A 16888-nucleotide genomic window follows, 5' to 3' on the forward strand; every position below is an offset into this window, starting at 1 on the left:
TGGCTTTGGTCAGAGGTGATCGACAGACAGCAACGATCAGGCCCCGGATTTCGGATCCGGGGCCTGATCAGGAACTGAAGCAGATGAAAAGGTTCTTGCCGGCGCTCAGGCCTCGGCCGCCGCCTTCGCCGCGATGTCCGTACGGTGCTGGGAACCGTCGAGGCCGATGCGCGCCACCGCCGTGTACGCCCGCTCCCGGGCCTGGGTCAGGTCCTTGCCGGTCGCCGTGACGGAGAGGACGCGGCCGCCCGCGCTGACGACCGTGTCGCCGTCCCGCTTCGTCCCCGCGTGCAGGACGTAGGCGTGCGGGGCGTCCTCGGCCGCCACCGTGTCGAGGCCGGTGATGGGGTCGCCGGTGCGCGGGGTGTCGGGGTAGTTGTGGGAGGCGACGACCACGGTGACCGCGGCGTCCTCGCGCCAGCGCAGCGGCGGCAGGTCGTCGAGGGTGCCGTTCGCGGCGGCGAGCAGCACGCCGGCCAGCGGGGTCTTCAGCCGGGCGAGGACCACCTGGGTCTCCGGGTCGCCGAAGCGGGCGTTGAACTCGATGACCCGCACCCCGCGCGAGGTGATGGCGAGGCCGGCGTAGAGCAGTCCGGAGAACGGGGTGCCACGGCGCTGCATCTCGTCGACGGTGGGCTGGAGAACGGTCTCCAGGACCTCGTCGACGAGCTTGGGGTCGGCCCAGGGCAACGGGGAGTAGGCCCCCATGCCACCGGTGTTCGGCCCCTCGTCGCCGTCCAGGGCGCGCTTGAAGTCCTGGGCGGGCTGGAGCGGGAGGACCGTCACACCGTCGGTGATCGCGAAGAGGGAGACCTCGGGGCCGTCGAGGAACTCCTCGATGACCACGCGCTCGCACCCGGCGGCATGCGCCTTGGCGGCGTCGAGGTCGTCGGTGACGACGACTCCCTTGCCGGCCGCGAGACCGTCGTCCTTGACGACGTACGGCGCCCCGAAGGCGTCGAGGGCCTCGGCGACCTCCTCGGCGCTTGTGCAGACGTACGAACGGGCGGTGGGCACGCCGGCCCCCGCCATCACGTCCTTGGCGAACGCCTTGGACCCCTCGATCTGCGCGGCCTTCCCGGAGGGGCCGAAGACCGGGATGCCGGCGAGGCGTACGGCGTCGGAGACCCCCGCGACGAGCGGGGCCTCCGGGCCGACGACCACCAGGTCGGCGCCGAGTTCCGTGGCCAGCCCGGCCACGGCCGCGCCGTCCAGGGCGTCGACCTGGCGCAGCTCGGCCACCTCGGCGATGCCGGCGTTGCCGGGGGCGCAGTACAGCGCGGTGACGTCGGAATCGAGGGACAGAGAGCGGCACAGGGCGTGTTCGCGGGCGCCGCTGCCGATGACGAGGACCTTCACGGGGGCCAGCGTAGCCGGGCGAGCCGACTGGAGGTTCCTCCAAGGGGGCGGAGTGCCGGAGCGCCCGGTCCGCCGGGGGCGCCGCCCTCGGGTGCCGTCACTCGTTCTGGATCTCCTCGACGACCGTCGCCCCCAGCTCCTTCACGATCAGTTCGTGGCCGGAGAGGGCCGACTCGTCGAGGTCGGGGTCGTCCTCCTCGGGGATGTCGTCCTCGGGGGACACCGGGGGCGGTTCGGGGGCCGCGGGCCGCGGGGCCGGAGACGCCGGCGCCGGAGCGGGCGACGGGGGGCCCTGGGGGGACGGGGCCGCCGCCGGGGCGGGCTGCGCGGGTGCCGGGTGGGCCGGAGCCGCCGGGGCGGAGCCGCCGTAGCCGGCGGACGCCGCAGGCGCGCCGTAACCGCCGCCGGCGCCGGGCTGGCCCCCGCCGTACCCGCTACCGGCCGGGGCCGGGCCGCCGCCGCCCGTCGGGTCGACGACCGCCTCGATCCGCCACTGCACGCCGAACTGCTCGGTCAGCGCCTGCCGCAGCACGTCCTCGCTGCCGCTGCCGGAGAAGTTGTCGCGGGCGCCGGCGTTGACGAAACCGAGCTGGAGGGTGGTGCCGTCGAAGCCGGTGACCTGGGCGTTCTGGCTCAGCAGGATCCAGGTGAAGCGGCGGCGGTTCTTGACCGCCTCCAGGATGTTCGGCCAGAGCACACGGGGGTCGAGGCCACCGGTGGGGGCGACGGCGGCCGGGGCGGGGGCAGCCGGGGGCGCGGACGCCGCGGCCGGGGCCGGAGCGGGCGCCGTCGCCCCGGTCGGAGGCTGGGCCGGGGCCTGCTGGGCCGCCGGGGCGCCCGGGGCCGCGGCCGTGGGCCAACCGCCGGGACGACGGGCGGCGGCGCCACCCGCGGGCGCCGCGGTCGGCCAGGCACCGGGCGCCGGAGCGGTGGCAGCGGGCGCGGGCGGGGCGGCCGGTGCGGCGGGTGCGGGCGCCGGAGGAGGGGTCGGCGCGGGATGCACGGGGGCCGGAGCCGGCTGCTGAGGGGCCGACTGCTGAGGGGCCGCCGGAGCCTGCGAGGTGTGCGGAGCCGGTGCGGGCGCCGCTCCCCCTCGTACCGCCGCCCGGGCCGCGGCCATCCCGCCGCCCTGGGGCGCCTGGACCGGTGCCGCGGCCTGGGCGCCCATGTGGGCCTCGGGTCCGGGGACGTACCCCATCGCGGGCGCACCGCCCCCGCCCGAGAAGGTGACGCCCCGCTCCAGCCGGTCGAGGCGGGCCATCACGGACCGCTCGTCGCCGTAGGCGGCCGGCAGCAGCACGCGCGCGCAGATCAGCTCCAGCTGGAGCCGGGGAGAGGTGGCGCCGCGCATCTCGGTCAGCCCCGCGTTGACGAGGTCGGCGGCGCGGCTGAGCTCGGCGGCACCGAAGGTGCCGGCCTGGGCCCGCATCCGTTCCAGCACGTCGGCGGGTGCGTCGAACAGCCCCTTCTCCACGGCGTCCGGAACGGCGGCGAGGATCACGAGATCCCGCAGCCGCTCCAGCAGGTCGGCCACGAACCGCCGCGGGTCGTTCCCGCCCTCGATGATGCGGTCGACGACCTCGAAGGCGGCGGCGCCGTCCCCGGTCGCGAAGGCCTCGACGACGGAGTCGAGCAGGGAGCCGTCGGTGTACCCCAGCAGGGAGGTGGCCATGGCATACGTCACGCCCTCCTCGCCCGCACCGGCGAGGAGCTGGTCCATGACGGACATGGAGTCACGCACGGACCCCGCACCGGCGCGCACCACCAGCGGCAGCACGCCGTCCGCGACGGGGATCTGCTCCTTCCCGCACACCTCGCCGAGGTAGTCCCGCAGCGTGCCCGGCGGCACCAGCCGGAAGGGATAGTGATGAGTCCGTGACCGGATGGTCCCGATGACCTTCTCGGGCTCGGTCGTGGCGAAGATGAACTTGAGGTGCTCCGGGGGCTCCTCGACGACCTTGAGCAGCGCGTTGAAGCCGGCCGACGTGACCATGTGGGCCTCGTCGATGATGTAGATCTTGTAGCGGCTGCCTGCGGGGCCGAAGAAGGCCTTCTCGCGCAGCTCACGGGCGTCGTCCACACCACCGTGAGAGGCCGCGTCGATCTCGATCACGTCGATCGAGCCCGGACCGTTCCGTGCCAGGTCCTGACACGACTGGCACTCTCCGCACGGGGTCGGCGTGGGCCCCTGCTCGCAGTTCAGGCAGCGGGCCAGGATCCGCGCGCTGGTCGTCTTGCCACACCCACGCGGGCCGCTGAACAGGTACGCGTGATTGACCCGGTTGTTCCGCAGCGCCTGCTGCAGCGGGTCGGTGACATGCTCCTGCCCGATGACCTCGGCGAACGACTCCGGGCGATAGCGGCGGTACAGCGCGAGAGACGACACGCATACGAGGTTATAGGCGCCCACTGACAACCCACCCCGCCGAAGCCCCCCGCCCGGCACACGCAAGCGCCCCCCACGCACCCGCCAGAGCCAACCTACCCTTGCTGCCTTCCGGCCCTGGGGGAGTTCAGTCAGATAGCGCCGCGTGAGGGGCTCTGCACAGAGTACCCGACGTCAGGGGGTGGGAACGAGTTCGCGAGCACTCCTCTCGGTCATGTAATGTTCCCACCGGAGGATTCGCCTAGAGGCCTAGGGCGCACGCTTGGAAAGCGTGTTGGGGGCAACCCCTCACGAGTTCGAATCTCGTATCCTCCGCTCCCGCCTGACCAGGCGAAACGAAGAGCCGGACCGCTCATTGCGGTCCGGCTCTTCGGCATGCCCTGGTTGCAGTTTCGGTTGCATTTATAGGCGACATTTAGGACACATCCTCGAGCGGGAAAGGCGCACGCTCATGTCCTACAGGGCGACCGGCGCAGGCCCTGAGGAGCTTTGACGCCGAATGCAGTCATGCCCCCGCGTCCGTCGGTGCCTCATTCACCCATCGCGGGCCGACCTGCGGCGGCTCTGGTCTCCGCGGATCCACGCGGTCTGTCCGTGGCCCCGGGACGATGTCGCGGTCATAGCCCGATCGTCCGGACCTTGCTGCCGCACAGCCGAGTCAGGTCATCGACATCCGACGTGAGGATGGCGACCGGGCCAGGCTGACGCAAGGCCGCTTCCGCGACGGTGGCGTCGATCGCGTACTTGTGTCCGCGCAGACCGGCACCCTTGAGCAGTTGCGCCGCCGCCTTGGCCGCTGCCTCCGTGACCGGCTCCACCTTGACCCGGGAGAGCGCCCATTGCAGTCGGGCCAGGTTCACCCTGGCGTGACTCACCTCCACGATGGTGTTGGCGCTGACGACAAGGTCCGCTCCCATGTCGTGGAACACCTGGAACATCGCCAGAACCTTCCGGTCCTGCGCCACCCAGGCCGACAGCCCCTCGCTGTCCAGGACGACGGTCTCCATGCGCTCGCTCACGCGGCGCTCGCGCCGCCGGCGGCCTGCGTCGTGCCGAAGATCCGCGCCCGCGCCTCGGCCAGCTCTTCCTCGCTGAAGGCCCCGTGCTCGTCTGTGTGGCTGCGCAGGTCGGCCCCCAGGAGCTGGTGCCGGATCTGTCTGGCGACGGCTTCGGCCACGTAGCCGGAGATGTTGTCCGTGATCTTCTTCAGCTCCGCCACCTGCTCGGTGGGGAGTGTCACGGTGATGCGCGTGGTGTCAGCCATAGCCGTAAGCATACTGCGGTATGCGCGCTACGCGCTGTCTGTTCCCCGCATTCGGTCCGAGCCGGCGGCAGTCGAGGCGACTGTCCGTTCCGGGGCCCGGCTGGGAAGTTGTGCGACGCGCCAGTTCAGCGGGCCCAGTAGCGGTATGCCTCGATCCATTGCGAGCCCTCGGGGGCGGGTTCCGGCAGCGGCAGGTCCAGAATTCCGATGTCCTGTCGGACCGCCCCTCGGGCGCAGCGTGCGACCACGCGCCCGTCCTCGGCCAGATCGACACCGACCACGCTCACCTCGACGCCGAGAACGGTCGTGGTGAACGGCACGGCAAGGCTCTCCTCGATCATCGTGAAGAAGCCGGTGAGCTGCTCATCCTCGCCGTAGGCGTCGACGGTGGCCTCTTCGACCAACGCCTCCAGCGCGGCTGGGTCCAAGGTGCTCATGGCCGCACCCTAGCGCCGCACCGTACGGTTGAGGACCGGTGTGTTCAGCAGCGGCATATCCGTCGTGGCGCCGTCGCCGGCAGTCAAGGCAAGGCCCGTGGTTGCCAGCGTGTGACGTTGCCTGGTGGGGTTCCGTAGTGAGCGGCTCAGGGGAAGGTCCGGCGAGCGACAGGGCAGGAGAGAGTGGCACGAGACGTCGTACGAGAGCCGAGTACGGGAGCGAGGAGCGCACCGCCGCTGGCCGGGCAGGAAACGTCCGCCTTCGTGAGGGAGTTGCTCGGCGCCGGCTGGGCGGCGGTTTTCCTGCCCGGTGAGCCCGCCCGCCTTGGGCGGCTGCTGCTGTGGAAGCCGACCGGGGCAGCAGCAGGAAACGGTATGGCGTCCACCGGCCTTGAGACCGAGGCGGTGGAGCTGGTCCTGCCGCACGGCCGCTCGGTGCGGCGGCGCAGGGTCGAGGGTTACGCGCTGCCTGTCGCCGTCGCTGTCTCTGCCCTGGTCAATGCGGAGCCGACGCATCCCTCCGGCGCCGCCTGGCAGGCCGCCACTCGCTTCGCGCTGCGGCTGCTCGCCGACGGCCGCCTCCACCCGGCCATCACCCCCGCCGGTTACGACACCTGGCAGGCGGGCCCTTTCACCGCCGCCCAGCGCCAGACGCTGGATGCCCTGGCCGCCGCCTTCCCGCCCCACGCCCACTGCCTGCCCGAGTCGGGCCCTGCGCCGGTACGGATCGCCGAACCGGCTGCGCTGATACGCCAGTTCTGCGACGCGGTCGCCGATGATCTGGTCCGTACCCCGGCCGCGCCGCTCGCCATGGGAGCGCTGCCGTACGCCTGGCGCGAGGCCCGCGCATTGCCCGCCTTGCGTGAATGGGCCGAGGAAACCCAGGCGGCGCTCACCGCCGAGGTCGGTGTCTCCCTGCGCGTCGACGTACCCGGAGGACGCCGACGACAGTTCCGGGCCGTCCTGCAACTGCACACCGCGGCGGACCCGGCGCTCGTCATCGAGGCCGCACGGCTGTGGAGCGAGCCGACCGAAGTGGAGCGGCTGCTCGGCCCGCGCGCCGAGACCGAGACGCTGCTCGCCCTGCGCCGCGGCGCCCGCGCCTGGCCCCCGCTGCGGAGGCTACTCGACGTTGCCGCTCCCGATCAGCTCCGGTTGACCGACGACGAAGCCTTCGATCTCCTCGGGGACGCCACGGACGCGCTGCGCGCGGCCGGTGTCGACGTGCACTGGCCGCGCGAACTGGTCAAGGCGCTCACCGCGACCGCGGAGATCGGGCAGCGCACCGCCCCCGGTTCCACCGCGGGCGGCCTGCTGGACACCGAGGCCCTCCTCGACTTCCGCTGGCAGGTCTCCCTCGGCGGCGAGCCGCTCACCGAGGCCGAGATGGATGCCCTCGCGGAGTCACGCCGTCCCCTCGTCCGGCTTCGCGACCAGTGGGTGGTCGCCGACCCGAAGCTGGTGGCCCGCGCCAAGCGCCGCCGGATGGAACCGCTCACCCCCATGGAGGCGTTGAGCGCCGCGCTGACCGGCGAGGCCGAGCGAAGCGAGATGGGGGTCCCCCCGGCCGGAGGCTGGGGGAGGGACGGTGACCGGGTCCCCTGTGCGGCGGTCGGTGCGCTCGGCGACCTGGTCGCTCGTATCCGCGATCCCGAGTCCCGCGCCCCCGTGCCCCAGCCCGCCGCCCTCAAGGCCACGTTGCGCGAGTACCAGAAGCGGGGCCTGGCCTGGCTGGCCGAGATGTGCGCACTCGGCCTCGGCGGCTGTCTCGCCGACGACATGGGCCTGGGCAAGACCATCACCTTGCTCGCTCTGCACCTGCACCGCCAGAGCGACCACGCCACCGCGGGCCCCACCCTTGTCGTCTGCCCGGCCTCCCTGCTCGGCAACTGGCAGCGCGAGGCCGCCAGATTCGCACCGCTCACCCCCGTACGCCGTTACCACGGCGGCGACCGCCACCTGGGAGACCTGGCCGGCGACGAGATCGTCCTGGTCACCTACGGGGTACTGCGCCGCGACCGCGAAGTGCTCGCCGAGACAGCCTGGTCGCTGGTGGCCGCCGACGAGGCCCAGCACGTCAAGAACCCCTACGCCGTCACCGCCCGCGAACTGCGCGCCCTGCCCGCCCGCGCCCGCGTCGCTCTCACCGGCACCCCCGTGGAGAACAACCTCTCGGAGCTGTGGGCACTGCTCGACTGGACCACCCCCGGGCTGCTCGGCACACTCGCCGCCTTCCGTGACCGGCATGCCCGCGCCATCGAGGCGGGCGAGGATCCCGAGGCAGCCGAGCGCCTGTCCCGTCTCGTACGTCCCTTCCTGTTGCGCCGCAAGAAGTCCGACCCCGGCATCGCACCCGAACTGCCGCCCAAGACCGAGACCGACCACGTCGTCCCGCTGACGGCCGAGCAGACCAGCCTCTACGAGGCACAGGTCCGCGAGACCATGGCGAAGATCGCGGAGTCGGAGGGCATCGCCCGACGCGGTCTGGTACTCAAGCTGCTCACCGCGCTGAAGCAGATCTGCAACCACCCCGCCCAGTATCTGAAAGAGCACGGCCTGCGCCGGTCCACTCCCCTGCGGGGCCGCTCCGGCAAGCTCGACCTGCTCGACGAACTTCTCGACACCATCACCGCCGAAGGCGAATCCGTGCTGGTCTTCACGCAGTACAAACAGATGGCGGCTCTGCTGGAGAAACATCTCGCCGAACGCGGCGTCCCCGCTCTCTTCCTGCACGGCGGCACCCCCGTCGCGCGGCGCGAGGAGATGGTGGACCGCTTCCAGCGCGGCGAAGTGCCGGTGTTCCTGCTGTCGTTGAAGGCGGCGGGCACCGGACTCAACCTCACCCGCGCCAGCCACGTCGTGCACTACGACCGCTGGTGGAACCCGGCCGTCGAGGACCAGGCCACCGACCGCGCCTACCGCATCGGCCAGGACAAACCCGTCCAGGTGCACAAGCTCCTCGCGGAGGGAACCGTGGAGGACAAGGTGGCGAAGCTGCTCGAAGCCAAGCGCGCCCTCGCCGACGCCGTCGTCGGCTCCGGCGAGGCAGCCCTGACCGAACTGTCCGACGCCGACCTCGCCGAACTCGTCGCCCTGGGACGGCAGTCATGAGCCCCGCCGTCCCCGGCCCGCGCCGTGCGCCCGCCCGCGGCAAGCGGGCCTTCGCCGCGACCTGGTGGGGCCAGGCATGGGTGGCCGCCCTGGAGGACTCCACCCTGGACGCCGGACGGCTCTCGCGCGGACGCACCTACGCCCGCAAAGGCATGGTCGGCCCGGTCACCGTCGCTCCGGGCAAGGTCAATGCCGCTGTCCAGGGCAGCCGCCCGCGCCCGTACCGCTCCTCGGTCCACCTGCCCGTCCTCACCGCCCCTCAGTGGGACACCCTGCTCGACACGATCGCGGCCCGCGCCGGACATCTCGCGGCACTTCTCGACGACGAGGTGCCCGCCGAACTCGTGGACGACGCCCGGCACGCAGGCGTCCCACTGCTCCCGCTGCCCACCGAGCTCGATCCGGAGTGTTCCTGCCCCGACTGGGGACACCCGTGCAAGCACGCCGCCGCGCTCTGCTACGCCATCGCCACCACCATCGACACCGACCCGTTCGTGCTCTTCGCACTGCGCGGCCGCGGTCGCGAGGAGGTCCTCGCCCAGCTGCGCGCACTCCGTACGGCAGCACAGGACACCGCCGCCCCACCGGCACCGGCCGGCATCCCGGCCGCCGCCGCGTACGCCCACTGGGCCGAAGAGCCCCCCGAACTGCCCGAACTCCCGGAGCCCGCCGCCCACACCACAGCACTGCCCGTCGCCCCGCCCCCCGGCAGCGGCCTGGCCGCCGCGGACCTGGAACACCTCATGGCCGACGCCACCGCGCGCGCCGCCCGGCTCCTCGCGGGCGACACCGCCGACCTGCACCTGACCGAGCACCAGGACACCGTCCGCATCGCCGCAGGCAACCCCGGACCCGAGTGGTTCCACCACCTGGTCCAGAACACCGGCACCAACCCCACTGCCTTCGCACGCCTCACCCGCGCCTGGCGTCACGGCGGCCCCACGGGCATCGCCGTCGCCGAACAGCCCTACGCCCCCGACCCGGCGGTGATGAAGGCCGCCCGCACCGCCCTGAACGCGGCCCTCGCCGAGATGACCGACTCCCCCGCACACCTCAGAACCTGGCGCAACCGCCTCACCCTCACCCACCACGGCATCCAGCTGCGTCTGGGTCCCGACGCCCGCTGGTACCCCTACCTCCAGGACGACGACGGCGAATGGTGGCCCGCGGCACCAGCCGACAGTGAGCCGGTCACCGCGCTCACCGCAGCCTGGTCGCAGAACGGGGAGTAAGGAGGCGGCCCCCCGCTGACCAGGAACCACGAGCAGAAGTCGGACACACTCACGCTGCTCCACTTCCGTGGTTGCAGTTCTGGTTGCATTCACCGGCGTACGGCACCGTTCAGAACCCCCGCCCGGACCAGCTGCACCGCAGGTCAGGACGTTGCCGTACGCTCAAGAACCCCCAGACGAACATTTGGAAAGCGTGTTGGGGGCAACCCCTCACGAGTTCGAATCTCGTATCCTCCGCAGCCGCCTGAACAGGCGAGACGAAGGGCCCCGCTGATCATCAGCGGGGCCCTTCGTCGTCCACGCCGGCAGATCAACCATTCGCATCCTGCGCACGACTGGTTCAAAACTCCTGGTAAGGGCGCTTACACCAGGAGTATGGTCTCTTGTATGGCGACGAAAAAGGTCACGGTAACGATCCCTGAGGATCTCCTCGACGAGATCCGCGCCGACGCGGCGGAGAGGGGGCTTTCGGCGTATGTAGCCGAAGCACTGCGATTCAAGCGCGATCGGGACCGACTGCTGGAGCTGGTCGACTGGTTGCAGGAGGAACACGGGCCGGTCACCGAGGACGAGCGTGCGACAGCCTTCGCGGAACTGGACGATCTCGACGCCGAGCACGAGCGCCGCCGCACGGCCGGAGGACACGATGCCGGAGAGGCCGCGTGAAGAAGCGCGCCGGCGAGCACAGGCAGCGGCCACTGCGCGTCTTCGTACTTGACTGCGAGGCCCTGTCCCTGGCCGTGCGCGGCGACCGCAAGATGATCGCCTGGCTCGACCTCGCGGCCGGGGGTGAGGCCGAGGTGGTGACGTCTCCCATGACGCTGGTCGAGGCGTTCGACGGCAGAACCACCGAGCAGCGCTGGGACTGGGTGCTTTCCCGGCTCAAGGTCGCAGACATCGGCAAGGACGAAGCCCGCCAGGCCCGGCGTCTCCTGGCCGACGCCAAGCTGTACGGTCACAAGTACGCCATCGATGCCGTGCTCGCTGTCATCGCACGCCAGCAGAAGGGGCAGGTCACCGTCTTCACCTCGGACGTAAACGACCTGGAGAAGCTCCTCCCGCAGACCATCGTCGTCAAGCAGGTATGACCCGGCGCCCGGATCCGCCGCAGGTCAGGGTGCCCTCGATCGCCACCGAACCCCAGACGAACATGTGGAAAGCATGTTGGGGGCAACCCCTCACGAGTCGAATCTCGTATCTTCCGCCGGCGCGCTGGCGTTCGTCCGCCTCGGGCTCGACTGGAGCGGTCGCGGCTACGCCTCCTGCACACCCCGGCTCAGCAGCTCGTCATCGACGGCACGCAGCCGCGCACGCCACTCACGCCCGGCCTTGGGGTTACGGCCCATGCCACGCCCCACGGCATGCGCTGCCCGCTCAGCGGCGAAGGCCCGGCGCTCCCGCAGCTGCTCGACGGTGAGGCCGGCCAACTCGGCGTACCAGTTGTCGTAGAGCTTCCACTGACTCATGGCCCCAGGATGACGACCACCACGCTCCGAGCGCTCACGGTTTTCCGCCTATGGCCCTCCCGGGCGGACCTCGGGATCAGTTACCGGCTACGAGGGAGGGGCGTAGGGGTTCCCGTCGGGGGTCACCGGGCCTTGCCACCACATGGCCGGGGGCGGGACGGGGACCCAGTCCGGGCCGCGGTGGTCCAGCCACCAGCGGCCGATGGTGTGAAACTTCTCCCCGAAGCCGCGGTCCCAGTTGAGGAACCCGGTGATCGGTGCCCGCAGGCGGGTGGCGCGGCCGCCCGCTTCGTAGATGACGACGGTGCGGCTGCCGAGAAGGGACTCGACCCGGACGGCCTGGACGTTCGACCAGGGGATGGTCCTGCGGCGGAGGTTGCGCACGACGGCCGCCGACGGGGTGAGCGTGACTCCGAAGGGTCGCGGGACGATCAGCGCCACGGGCAGCAGGACGGCCCACATGGCCAGGGTGAAGAGCACAGGACCGGATGATCCCCCGCTCAACCACAACAGGACCTGGAAGGCGGTGACGATGACGCTGGGCAGCGCGGACAGCAGGCGTTGGAGGCGCGTCAGCCGATAACGGACACACTCCGCCGACGACATGGCCTCGACCTGCGAGCGTTCCCTCATCCCCCGCCCCTCACGTGCCGCGGCCGACGTTGATCGACCACCGCCAAGGCAGCATGGCGGACCATGGGTGCGCCGTCCATCCACCTGCTCGTCACTTCTCCGCGACCGCCGGGGTCGGGAGGCTGCCGTAGCGCTCCATGCGTTGCCAGCGCAGTCGGGAGCCCGAGACGGCGGTGAAGACGGACTGGATGACGACCAGGTACATCAGCTGGCGGTAGACGAACTGCTGCAGCGGCAGGCTCCAGAGCGGGCCGGGGCGTTCTCCGTCGAGGCGGAACGCGTACAGGCCCATGAGCAGTTGCAGGAGCAGGAAGGCGAGCCACAGGGCGGTGATCCGGAGCGGGTCGAGGAAGAGCAGGCCGTAGACGGCGAAGACGTCGACGACGGGGGCGAGCAGGGGCAGCAGGACCTGGAAGAGGAGGAGATAGCCCAGGCCGCGGCGGCCGAGCTTGCCGGCCGCGCCGCGTTGGATCAGGGCGCCGCGGTGTTTCCACATCGCCTGCAGGGTGCCGTAGCACCAGCGGTACCGCTGCCGCCACAGGGCGTCCAGGGAGGCGGGTGCCTCGGTCCAGGCCACGGCGCGCTCCTCGTAGACCACGCGCCAGCCGGCCCGGCACAGGGCCATGGTGAGGTCGGTGTCCTCGGCGAGGGTGACGTCGCTGACGCCGCCGAGGGCGAGCAGCGCCCGGCGGCGGAAGGCGCCGACCGCGCCGGGCACGGTCGGCATGCACTCGGCGAGGTCGAACAGGCGGCGGTCGAGGTTGAAGCCGACCACGTACTCGATGTGCTGCCAACGGCCCAGCAGGCCACCGCGGTTGACGACCTTGGCGTTGCCCGAGACGGCTCCCACGTTCGGGTCGGCGAAGGGCTGCACGATCGTGCGGACGGCGTCGGGTTCGAAGACCGTGTCGCCGTCGACCATGACCACCAGGTCGCAGGTGGCCGCGGCGAGCCCGGTGTTGAGCGCGGCGGGCTTGCCCGCGTTCTCCTGCCGGATCACCCGCACCCCCGGCAGCCGGAGGGACTCCACGAGGTCGGCGGTGCCGTCGGTGGAGCCGTCGTCCACCACGATGATCTCGACCGGGTGGTCCGAGGCGAGCAGGGAGCGTACGGCCGCCTCGATGCCGGCGCTCTCGTTGTACGCCGGGACGATCACGCTGACCGGTTCGGTCACCGGCGGCCCCCAGGACCTGCTCCGGCGCCCCTTGCGCTGCCGCCGGTGCCGGCGGGCGGCGACGAGCACGACCGCCGCGCGCAGGACGCTGACCGCTCCGGCCGCGTACATCAGCCAGCCCAGCACGCGCACGGCCCGGTCGCCGCCCTGCAGCAGCCCGATGAGGGCCAGCCCCTGGAGGTGGTCACCCAGCCCCGCAGGCCGGACCGGGCCGGCCATGCCGACGGCGGCGCCGACCGTCGCGAACCGGAAGCCGCGGGCCTTCAGCCGGGGGATCAGGGTGTTCAGGGCGGCGACGGTCTGGGCGCGGTCGCCGCCGGCGTCGTGCATCAGCAGGATCTGCCCGGCGGTGCCGTGCGGGGTCGCGTTCGCGAGGACGCGGTCCGTACCGGGCCGCTGCCAGTCCTGGGCGTCCTGCGTGGAGAGCACCGTGACGTACCCGGCCGCGCCCGCCTGCTTCAGGACGGACCAGTCGGCGTCGTCCAGCGCGTCGTTCTCCGAGGAGTACGGCGGCCTCAGCAGCGCGGTGGTGACCCCGGCCGCACCGGCCACCGCGAGCTGGGTCTCGCGCAGTTCCAGCGAGCGCTGCCACGGGGCGAGGCGGGACAGGTCGGGGTGGGTGAAGGTGTGGATGCCGATCTGGTGGCCGTCGGCGACGATCCGGCGGACCAGCTCCGGGTGGTCCACCACCTCGGTGCCGACGACGAAGAAGGTCGCGTGGACGTGGTTGCGGCGCAGCACGTCGAGGATGCGCGGCGTCCAGGTGGGGTCCGGGCCGTCGTCGAAGGTGAGGGCGATCGTGCGGGCCTTCGGGCGGGCGGTGTGCGGGGCGGTGGCTGCGTTCGCGATCACCGGGCCGCCGTCGGCCACCTGCGTGGGCACGGCATCGCTCCGGCCCCGGGGGCCGGTCTCGTCGTCCGAGGTGATCCCGAACATGTGGTGGGTGTAGCCCTGCAGCAGCAGGGCCGCCGACAGGGTCACCACGAGCACGCAGAGCAGCAGCCAGTGGGTGCGGGGGGTGATCTGGCCGGTACGGCCACGCAGGCGGAACGGAGCAGCGGTACGGCTTCGGCGGTCGGTCACGTCAGGGCCCTGGATCACTTCACGGGCCGGTGGGACGAGCCGACGGCGCGCCCCTTGGAGGAGTGGGTGGAGGTGGGGGTGGAGGTGGGGGTGGAGGTGGGGGTGGAGGTGGAAGCAGGCGTGGTGGTGGGGGTGGCGCCGGGAGCCGTGGTGGCGGGCGTGGTCGGGGAGGCGGTGGCGGCCGGTGTCGTGGTGGGCCCGGCGGTCGCCGTGGCGGCGGTCGCGGCGGAGGCGGCCGCCCGGCGCGCAGCCGGACGGGAGCCGGCGGGGCGGGAACTGTCGTACGCCTCCCCGGAACTCGCGCTCCCCGCGGCCTGGCCGTCGCCGCCGGACGGGGCGTCGGGGGCGGTCGCGTGGGGCGTGGCCGTGTGCGGGGTCTCCGGCAGCGGGACGAACGGAGCGCTGATGGTGGGGCCGCCCAGGACCGAGCTGATGAGCAGGGCGACATAGCAGGCGGCGGGGATCACCAGCAGTTGGGCGGCGCGCCGGACGCGGTGCTGGCGGCGGCCCGAGGCGTCCACGAAGACGGGCCGTGCCGGACCGTTCTCCGCCGGGTCCTGGTCCGCGTGATCCGGGTGGTCCGTGTGATCCGGGGGCAGCACGGTGATGACGTCACCGTGCGGGGAGTCGCCGTATGACTCCTCGCCGTACGCTCTGTCGCTCTCGTCCGTCCGTTGCACGCGCCCCGCCCCTGTCCATGCGGACGACCGACATGGTCGTCCGCATGGACAGAGCGCGGGAGGCCGAAACTGTTACACCCCCGGCCTCGGGAGCGGGCTTGCCTGGGTCAGGGGGCGATCCGGATCTTCCGCGCCACCGTCACCTGGTCCAGGTCCGACACCCGTACCGTCACGTTCATCGTCCACTCGCCCGCGATGGGGAGGTTGACGGAGTTGGTGGCCCAGTAGCCGCCGCGGTCGGTCAGGTTGGCGGGGAGGGGGCCGATCTTCTGGGCGTCGAGGGTGAAGGAGAGGCGGAGTTCGGGGACGGTGGAGATGCCGTTGTCGGGGCCGAAGACGACCGCCTGCACGGAGTTCTTGCCGACCCGGCCCGGGTCGAGGGTGATCTGCACCTTGCCGTGGCCGTTCGGGGTGCCGACGTCGAACGGGACCATGGCGATGGCGGTCGCCGGGATGCCGGTCGCGTCCGTCGCCGCCCCCGACTCGGCCGCCTCGGCCGCCGCGCGGCCGGGCAGGGTGCCGGTGAGGATCGTCGTGATGACCAGGACGGCCACGCCGATGGCGACTTCGGCGAGGACCGAGCGGCGCAGGGCCCGGTGGGGGGACGGGGTGAGGGGTTGCGCCGGGAGGTCAGGGGTCGGGGCCTCCCCGGTGTCCGGGGTGTCCGGGGTGTCCGGGGTGTGGGTGTCCGGGGTGTGGGTGTCCAGGGGTGGGGCTCCGACCGTCTCCGGGACACGGTCGCGGGATGCCGTGGCCGGGGCCGTCGCCAGTTTCGCCGTCCAGCGGCGGGACTGGGAGGCCGCCGCCAGCAGCAGGGTCACCGCGCCGAGCTTGACGAGCAGGAGCCTGCCGTACGAGGTGTCGGTGAGCGCCTGCCAGGAGCCGAGGCCGCGCCAGGACTGGTAGACGCCGGTCACGACGAGGACCGTCACCGAGACGAAGGCCACCCGGGAGAAGCGGGCTACGACGGCGGCCGGGAGGGGGGTGGCGGTGGTCTGGCGGAGCGTGATGAGGAGGGCCGTGAGGCCGCCCAGCCAGAGCGCCATCGCCAGCAGGTGGAGCACCGAGGACGTCATCGCCAGCGGGACCTGGATGCCCGCCGAGGCGTGCTCCGCCGCCGCCCAGGTCAGGGCCAGGGCGATGGAGAGGGCGGCGGCCGTCGCCAGCAGGGGCCGGGACCAGTGCCTGCGGCTCCGGAAGCGGAGGTAGAGGGCCGCCGTGACCGCCAGCAGCGCGACCCTGGCCAGCAGCGCCAGACCCGGGCGGCCGGTCGCGGCCTTGGCGAGCGCCGAGAGGTCGAAGGCCGTCGCCGGGGACGTGCCCTCCTCGTACGGGGAGCGGAGGACGAAGAGGAAGAGGGTGGCGGCCAGGAGCACCCACCAGGCCGTCCGGAGCGGCCCGCGCAGGGGGCCGGCGTCCGGGGGGCGGCAGACGGTGATGAAGGCGACGGCGCCGACCAGCAGGGCCACGGCGAGGTAGGCGACGTAGCGGCCCATGTTGTAGAGGCTGTCGGTCGCCGGGTTCTCGACCGGGCCGGCGGGGACGGTCGCCGTGGTGGCCGACGGCTTGCCCACGGAGAAGGTGAGGGCGCCGGAGACGGGGTGGCTGTCCGCCGACACGACCCGCCACGCCACGGTGAACGTGCCGGTGCCGAGCTTCTTCGGGAAGGTGATCCGGGCGGTGTCCGAGCCGGCGGGGCCGTGTTCGGCGTCGCTCGTGGTCACCCGGTGGTTGGTGGGGTCGTACACCCGGAACGAGTCGTCGAGCAGGCCGACGGACTCGGTGAAGGTGAGGGTGACCGATGCGGGCGACGTCTTGAGTACGGCGCCGTCGGCGGGGTCGCTGTCGCGGAGGGCCGCGTGTGCGGAGGCGGGTGCGGCGGACGCGAGGAGGAGGGCGGCGAGGAGGGTGCCGATGAGAGTGAGGGCGCGGAGCGCCCTGTGCTTCGTCGCCGTCGGCTGCCGGTCGTGTTCTTCGCCCACGTCACCGTCCTGAGTTCGGAAACACGCGTTCATGGGTCATACGGATGGGAGGCGATGGGCACTCATTTCGTCTGCGGGTTG

Annotated in this window: 14 protein-coding genes, 1 tRNA gene and 1 other RNA gene; 5 read left to right on the top strand and 11 right to left on the bottom strand. The window is 72.2% G+C overall.

Annotation, left to right across the window (positions count from 1 at the left end; translation table 11 throughout):
* Nucleotides 1–105: 105 nt before the first annotated feature.
* The 3 genes from purD to ffs all read right to left on the bottom strand — a co-directional run bounded on the left by purD (nt 106) and on the right by ffs (nt 3902).
* Nucleotides 106–1359, bottom strand: a complete 1254-nt coding sequence (purD, locus tag ACFZDK_RS47225; protein WP_390983092.1) for a phosphoribosylamine--glycine ligase — start codon at nt 1357–1359, stop codon at nt 106–108.
* A gap of 97 nt (nt 1360–1456) precedes the next feature.
* Nucleotides 1457–3745, bottom strand: a complete 2289-nt coding sequence (locus ACFZDK_RS47230; RefSeq protein WP_390983094.1) for a DNA polymerase III subunit gamma and tau — start codon at nt 3743–3745, stop codon at nt 1457–1459.
* A gap of 62 nt (nt 3746–3807) precedes the next feature.
* Nucleotides 3808–3902, bottom strand: an RNA gene (gene ffs / locus ACFZDK_RS47235) — signal recognition particle sRNA small type.
* 73 nt (nt 3903–3975) lie between these two features.
* On the opposite strand from ffs, the gene ACFZDK_RS47240 reads away from it, so the two are divergent.
* Nucleotides 3976–4060, top strand: a tRNA-Ser gene (locus ACFZDK_RS47240).
* Between the two features lie 302 nt (nt 4061–4362).
* Here ACFZDK_RS47240 and ACFZDK_RS47245 read toward each other — a convergent pair.
* The 3 genes from ACFZDK_RS47245 to ACFZDK_RS47255 all read right to left on the bottom strand — a co-directional run bounded on the left by ACFZDK_RS47245 (nt 4363) and on the right by ACFZDK_RS47255 (nt 5446).
* Nucleotides 4363–4764 (bottom strand): DNA-binding protein, encoded by a 402-nt coding sequence (locus ACFZDK_RS47245; RefSeq protein ID WP_390983097.1) that lies wholly within the window; start codon nt 4762–4764, stop codon nt 4363–4365.
* Nucleotides 4761–5009 (bottom strand): hypothetical protein, encoded by a 249-nt coding sequence (locus ACFZDK_RS47250; RefSeq protein ID WP_037678403.1) that lies wholly within the window; start codon nt 5007–5009, stop codon nt 4761–4763. The genes ACFZDK_RS47245 and ACFZDK_RS47250 overlap by 4 nt, the downstream gene beginning before the upstream one ends.
* Before the next feature lie 125 nt (nt 5010–5134).
* Nucleotides 5135–5446 carry a calcium-binding protein gene (locus ACFZDK_RS47255; protein WP_390004653.1) on the bottom strand — a complete coding sequence of 104 codons (312 nt, stop codon included), beginning with the start codon at nt 5444–5446 and terminating at the stop codon, nt 5135–5137.
* Between the two features lie 264 nt (nt 5447–5710).
* On the opposite strand from ACFZDK_RS47255, the gene ACFZDK_RS47260 reads away from it, so the two are divergent.
* From ACFZDK_RS47260 to ACFZDK_RS47275, 4 genes are all read left to right on the top strand, one after another.
* Nucleotides 5711–8557: an SNF2-related protein gene (locus ACFZDK_RS47260; RefSeq protein ID WP_390983101.1), complete on the top strand. Its 2847-nt coding sequence runs from the start codon at nt 5711–5713 to the stop codon at nt 8555–8557.
* Nucleotides 8554–9789 carry an SWIM zinc finger family protein gene (locus ACFZDK_RS47265; protein WP_390983104.1) on the top strand — a complete coding sequence of 412 codons (1236 nt, stop codon included), beginning with the start codon at nt 8554–8556 and terminating at the stop codon, nt 9787–9789. Before ACFZDK_RS47260 ends, ACFZDK_RS47265 begins: the two co-directional genes overlap by 4 nt.
* Nucleotides 9790–10176: 387 nt before the next feature.
* The gene (locus ACFZDK_RS47270) at nt 10177–10455 is read left to right on the top strand and encodes a CopG family transcriptional regulator (RefSeq protein WP_390983107.1); all 279 of its coding nucleotides are present in this window, start codon (nt 10177–10179) and stop codon (nt 10453–10455) included.
* Nucleotides 10452–10877 carry a hypothetical protein gene (locus ACFZDK_RS47275; RefSeq protein WP_390983109.1) on the top strand — a complete coding sequence of 142 codons (426 nt, stop codon included), beginning with the start codon at nt 10452–10454 and terminating at the stop codon, nt 10875–10877. The genes ACFZDK_RS47270 and ACFZDK_RS47275 overlap by 4 nt, the downstream gene beginning before the upstream one ends.
* A gap of 165 nt (nt 10878–11042) precedes the next feature.
* Here the strand turns inward: ACFZDK_RS47275 and ACFZDK_RS47280 are convergent, their stop codons facing one another.
* The 5 genes from ACFZDK_RS47280 to ACFZDK_RS47300 form a co-directional block, all read right to left on the bottom strand.
* Entirely contained in the window at nt 11043–11255 is a 213-nt protein-coding gene (locus ACFZDK_RS47280) for a hypothetical protein (protein ID WP_390983112.1), read from the bottom strand.
* An 87-nt stretch (nt 11256–11342) separates the two neighbouring features.
* Complete coding sequence (locus tag ACFZDK_RS47285) at nt 11343–11888, bottom strand: hypothetical protein (protein ID WP_390983116.1); 546 nt, start codon at nt 11886–11888, stop codon at nt 11343–11345.
* Between the two features lie 91 nt (nt 11889–11979).
* Nucleotides 11980–14145 carry a glycosyltransferase gene (locus tag ACFZDK_RS47290; protein ID WP_390983119.1) on the bottom strand — a complete coding sequence of 722 codons (2166 nt, stop codon included), beginning with the start codon at nt 14143–14145 and terminating at the stop codon, nt 11980–11982.
* 14 nt (nt 14146–14159) lie between these two features.
* Entirely contained in the window at nt 14160–14825 is a 666-nt protein-coding gene (locus ACFZDK_RS47295; RefSeq protein WP_390983122.1) for a hypothetical protein, read from the bottom strand.
* 107 nt (nt 14826–14932) lie between these two features.
* Complete coding sequence (locus ACFZDK_RS47300) at nt 14933–16840, bottom strand: copper resistance protein CopC (protein ID WP_390983125.1); 1908 nt, start codon at nt 16838–16840, stop codon at nt 14933–14935.
* Nucleotides 16841–16888: the final 48 nt, after the last annotated feature.

The organism is Streptomyces sp. NPDC007901 (assembly GCF_042959465.1).
Lineage (GTDB): Bacteria > Actinomycetota > Actinomycetes > Streptomycetales > Streptomycetaceae > Streptomyces.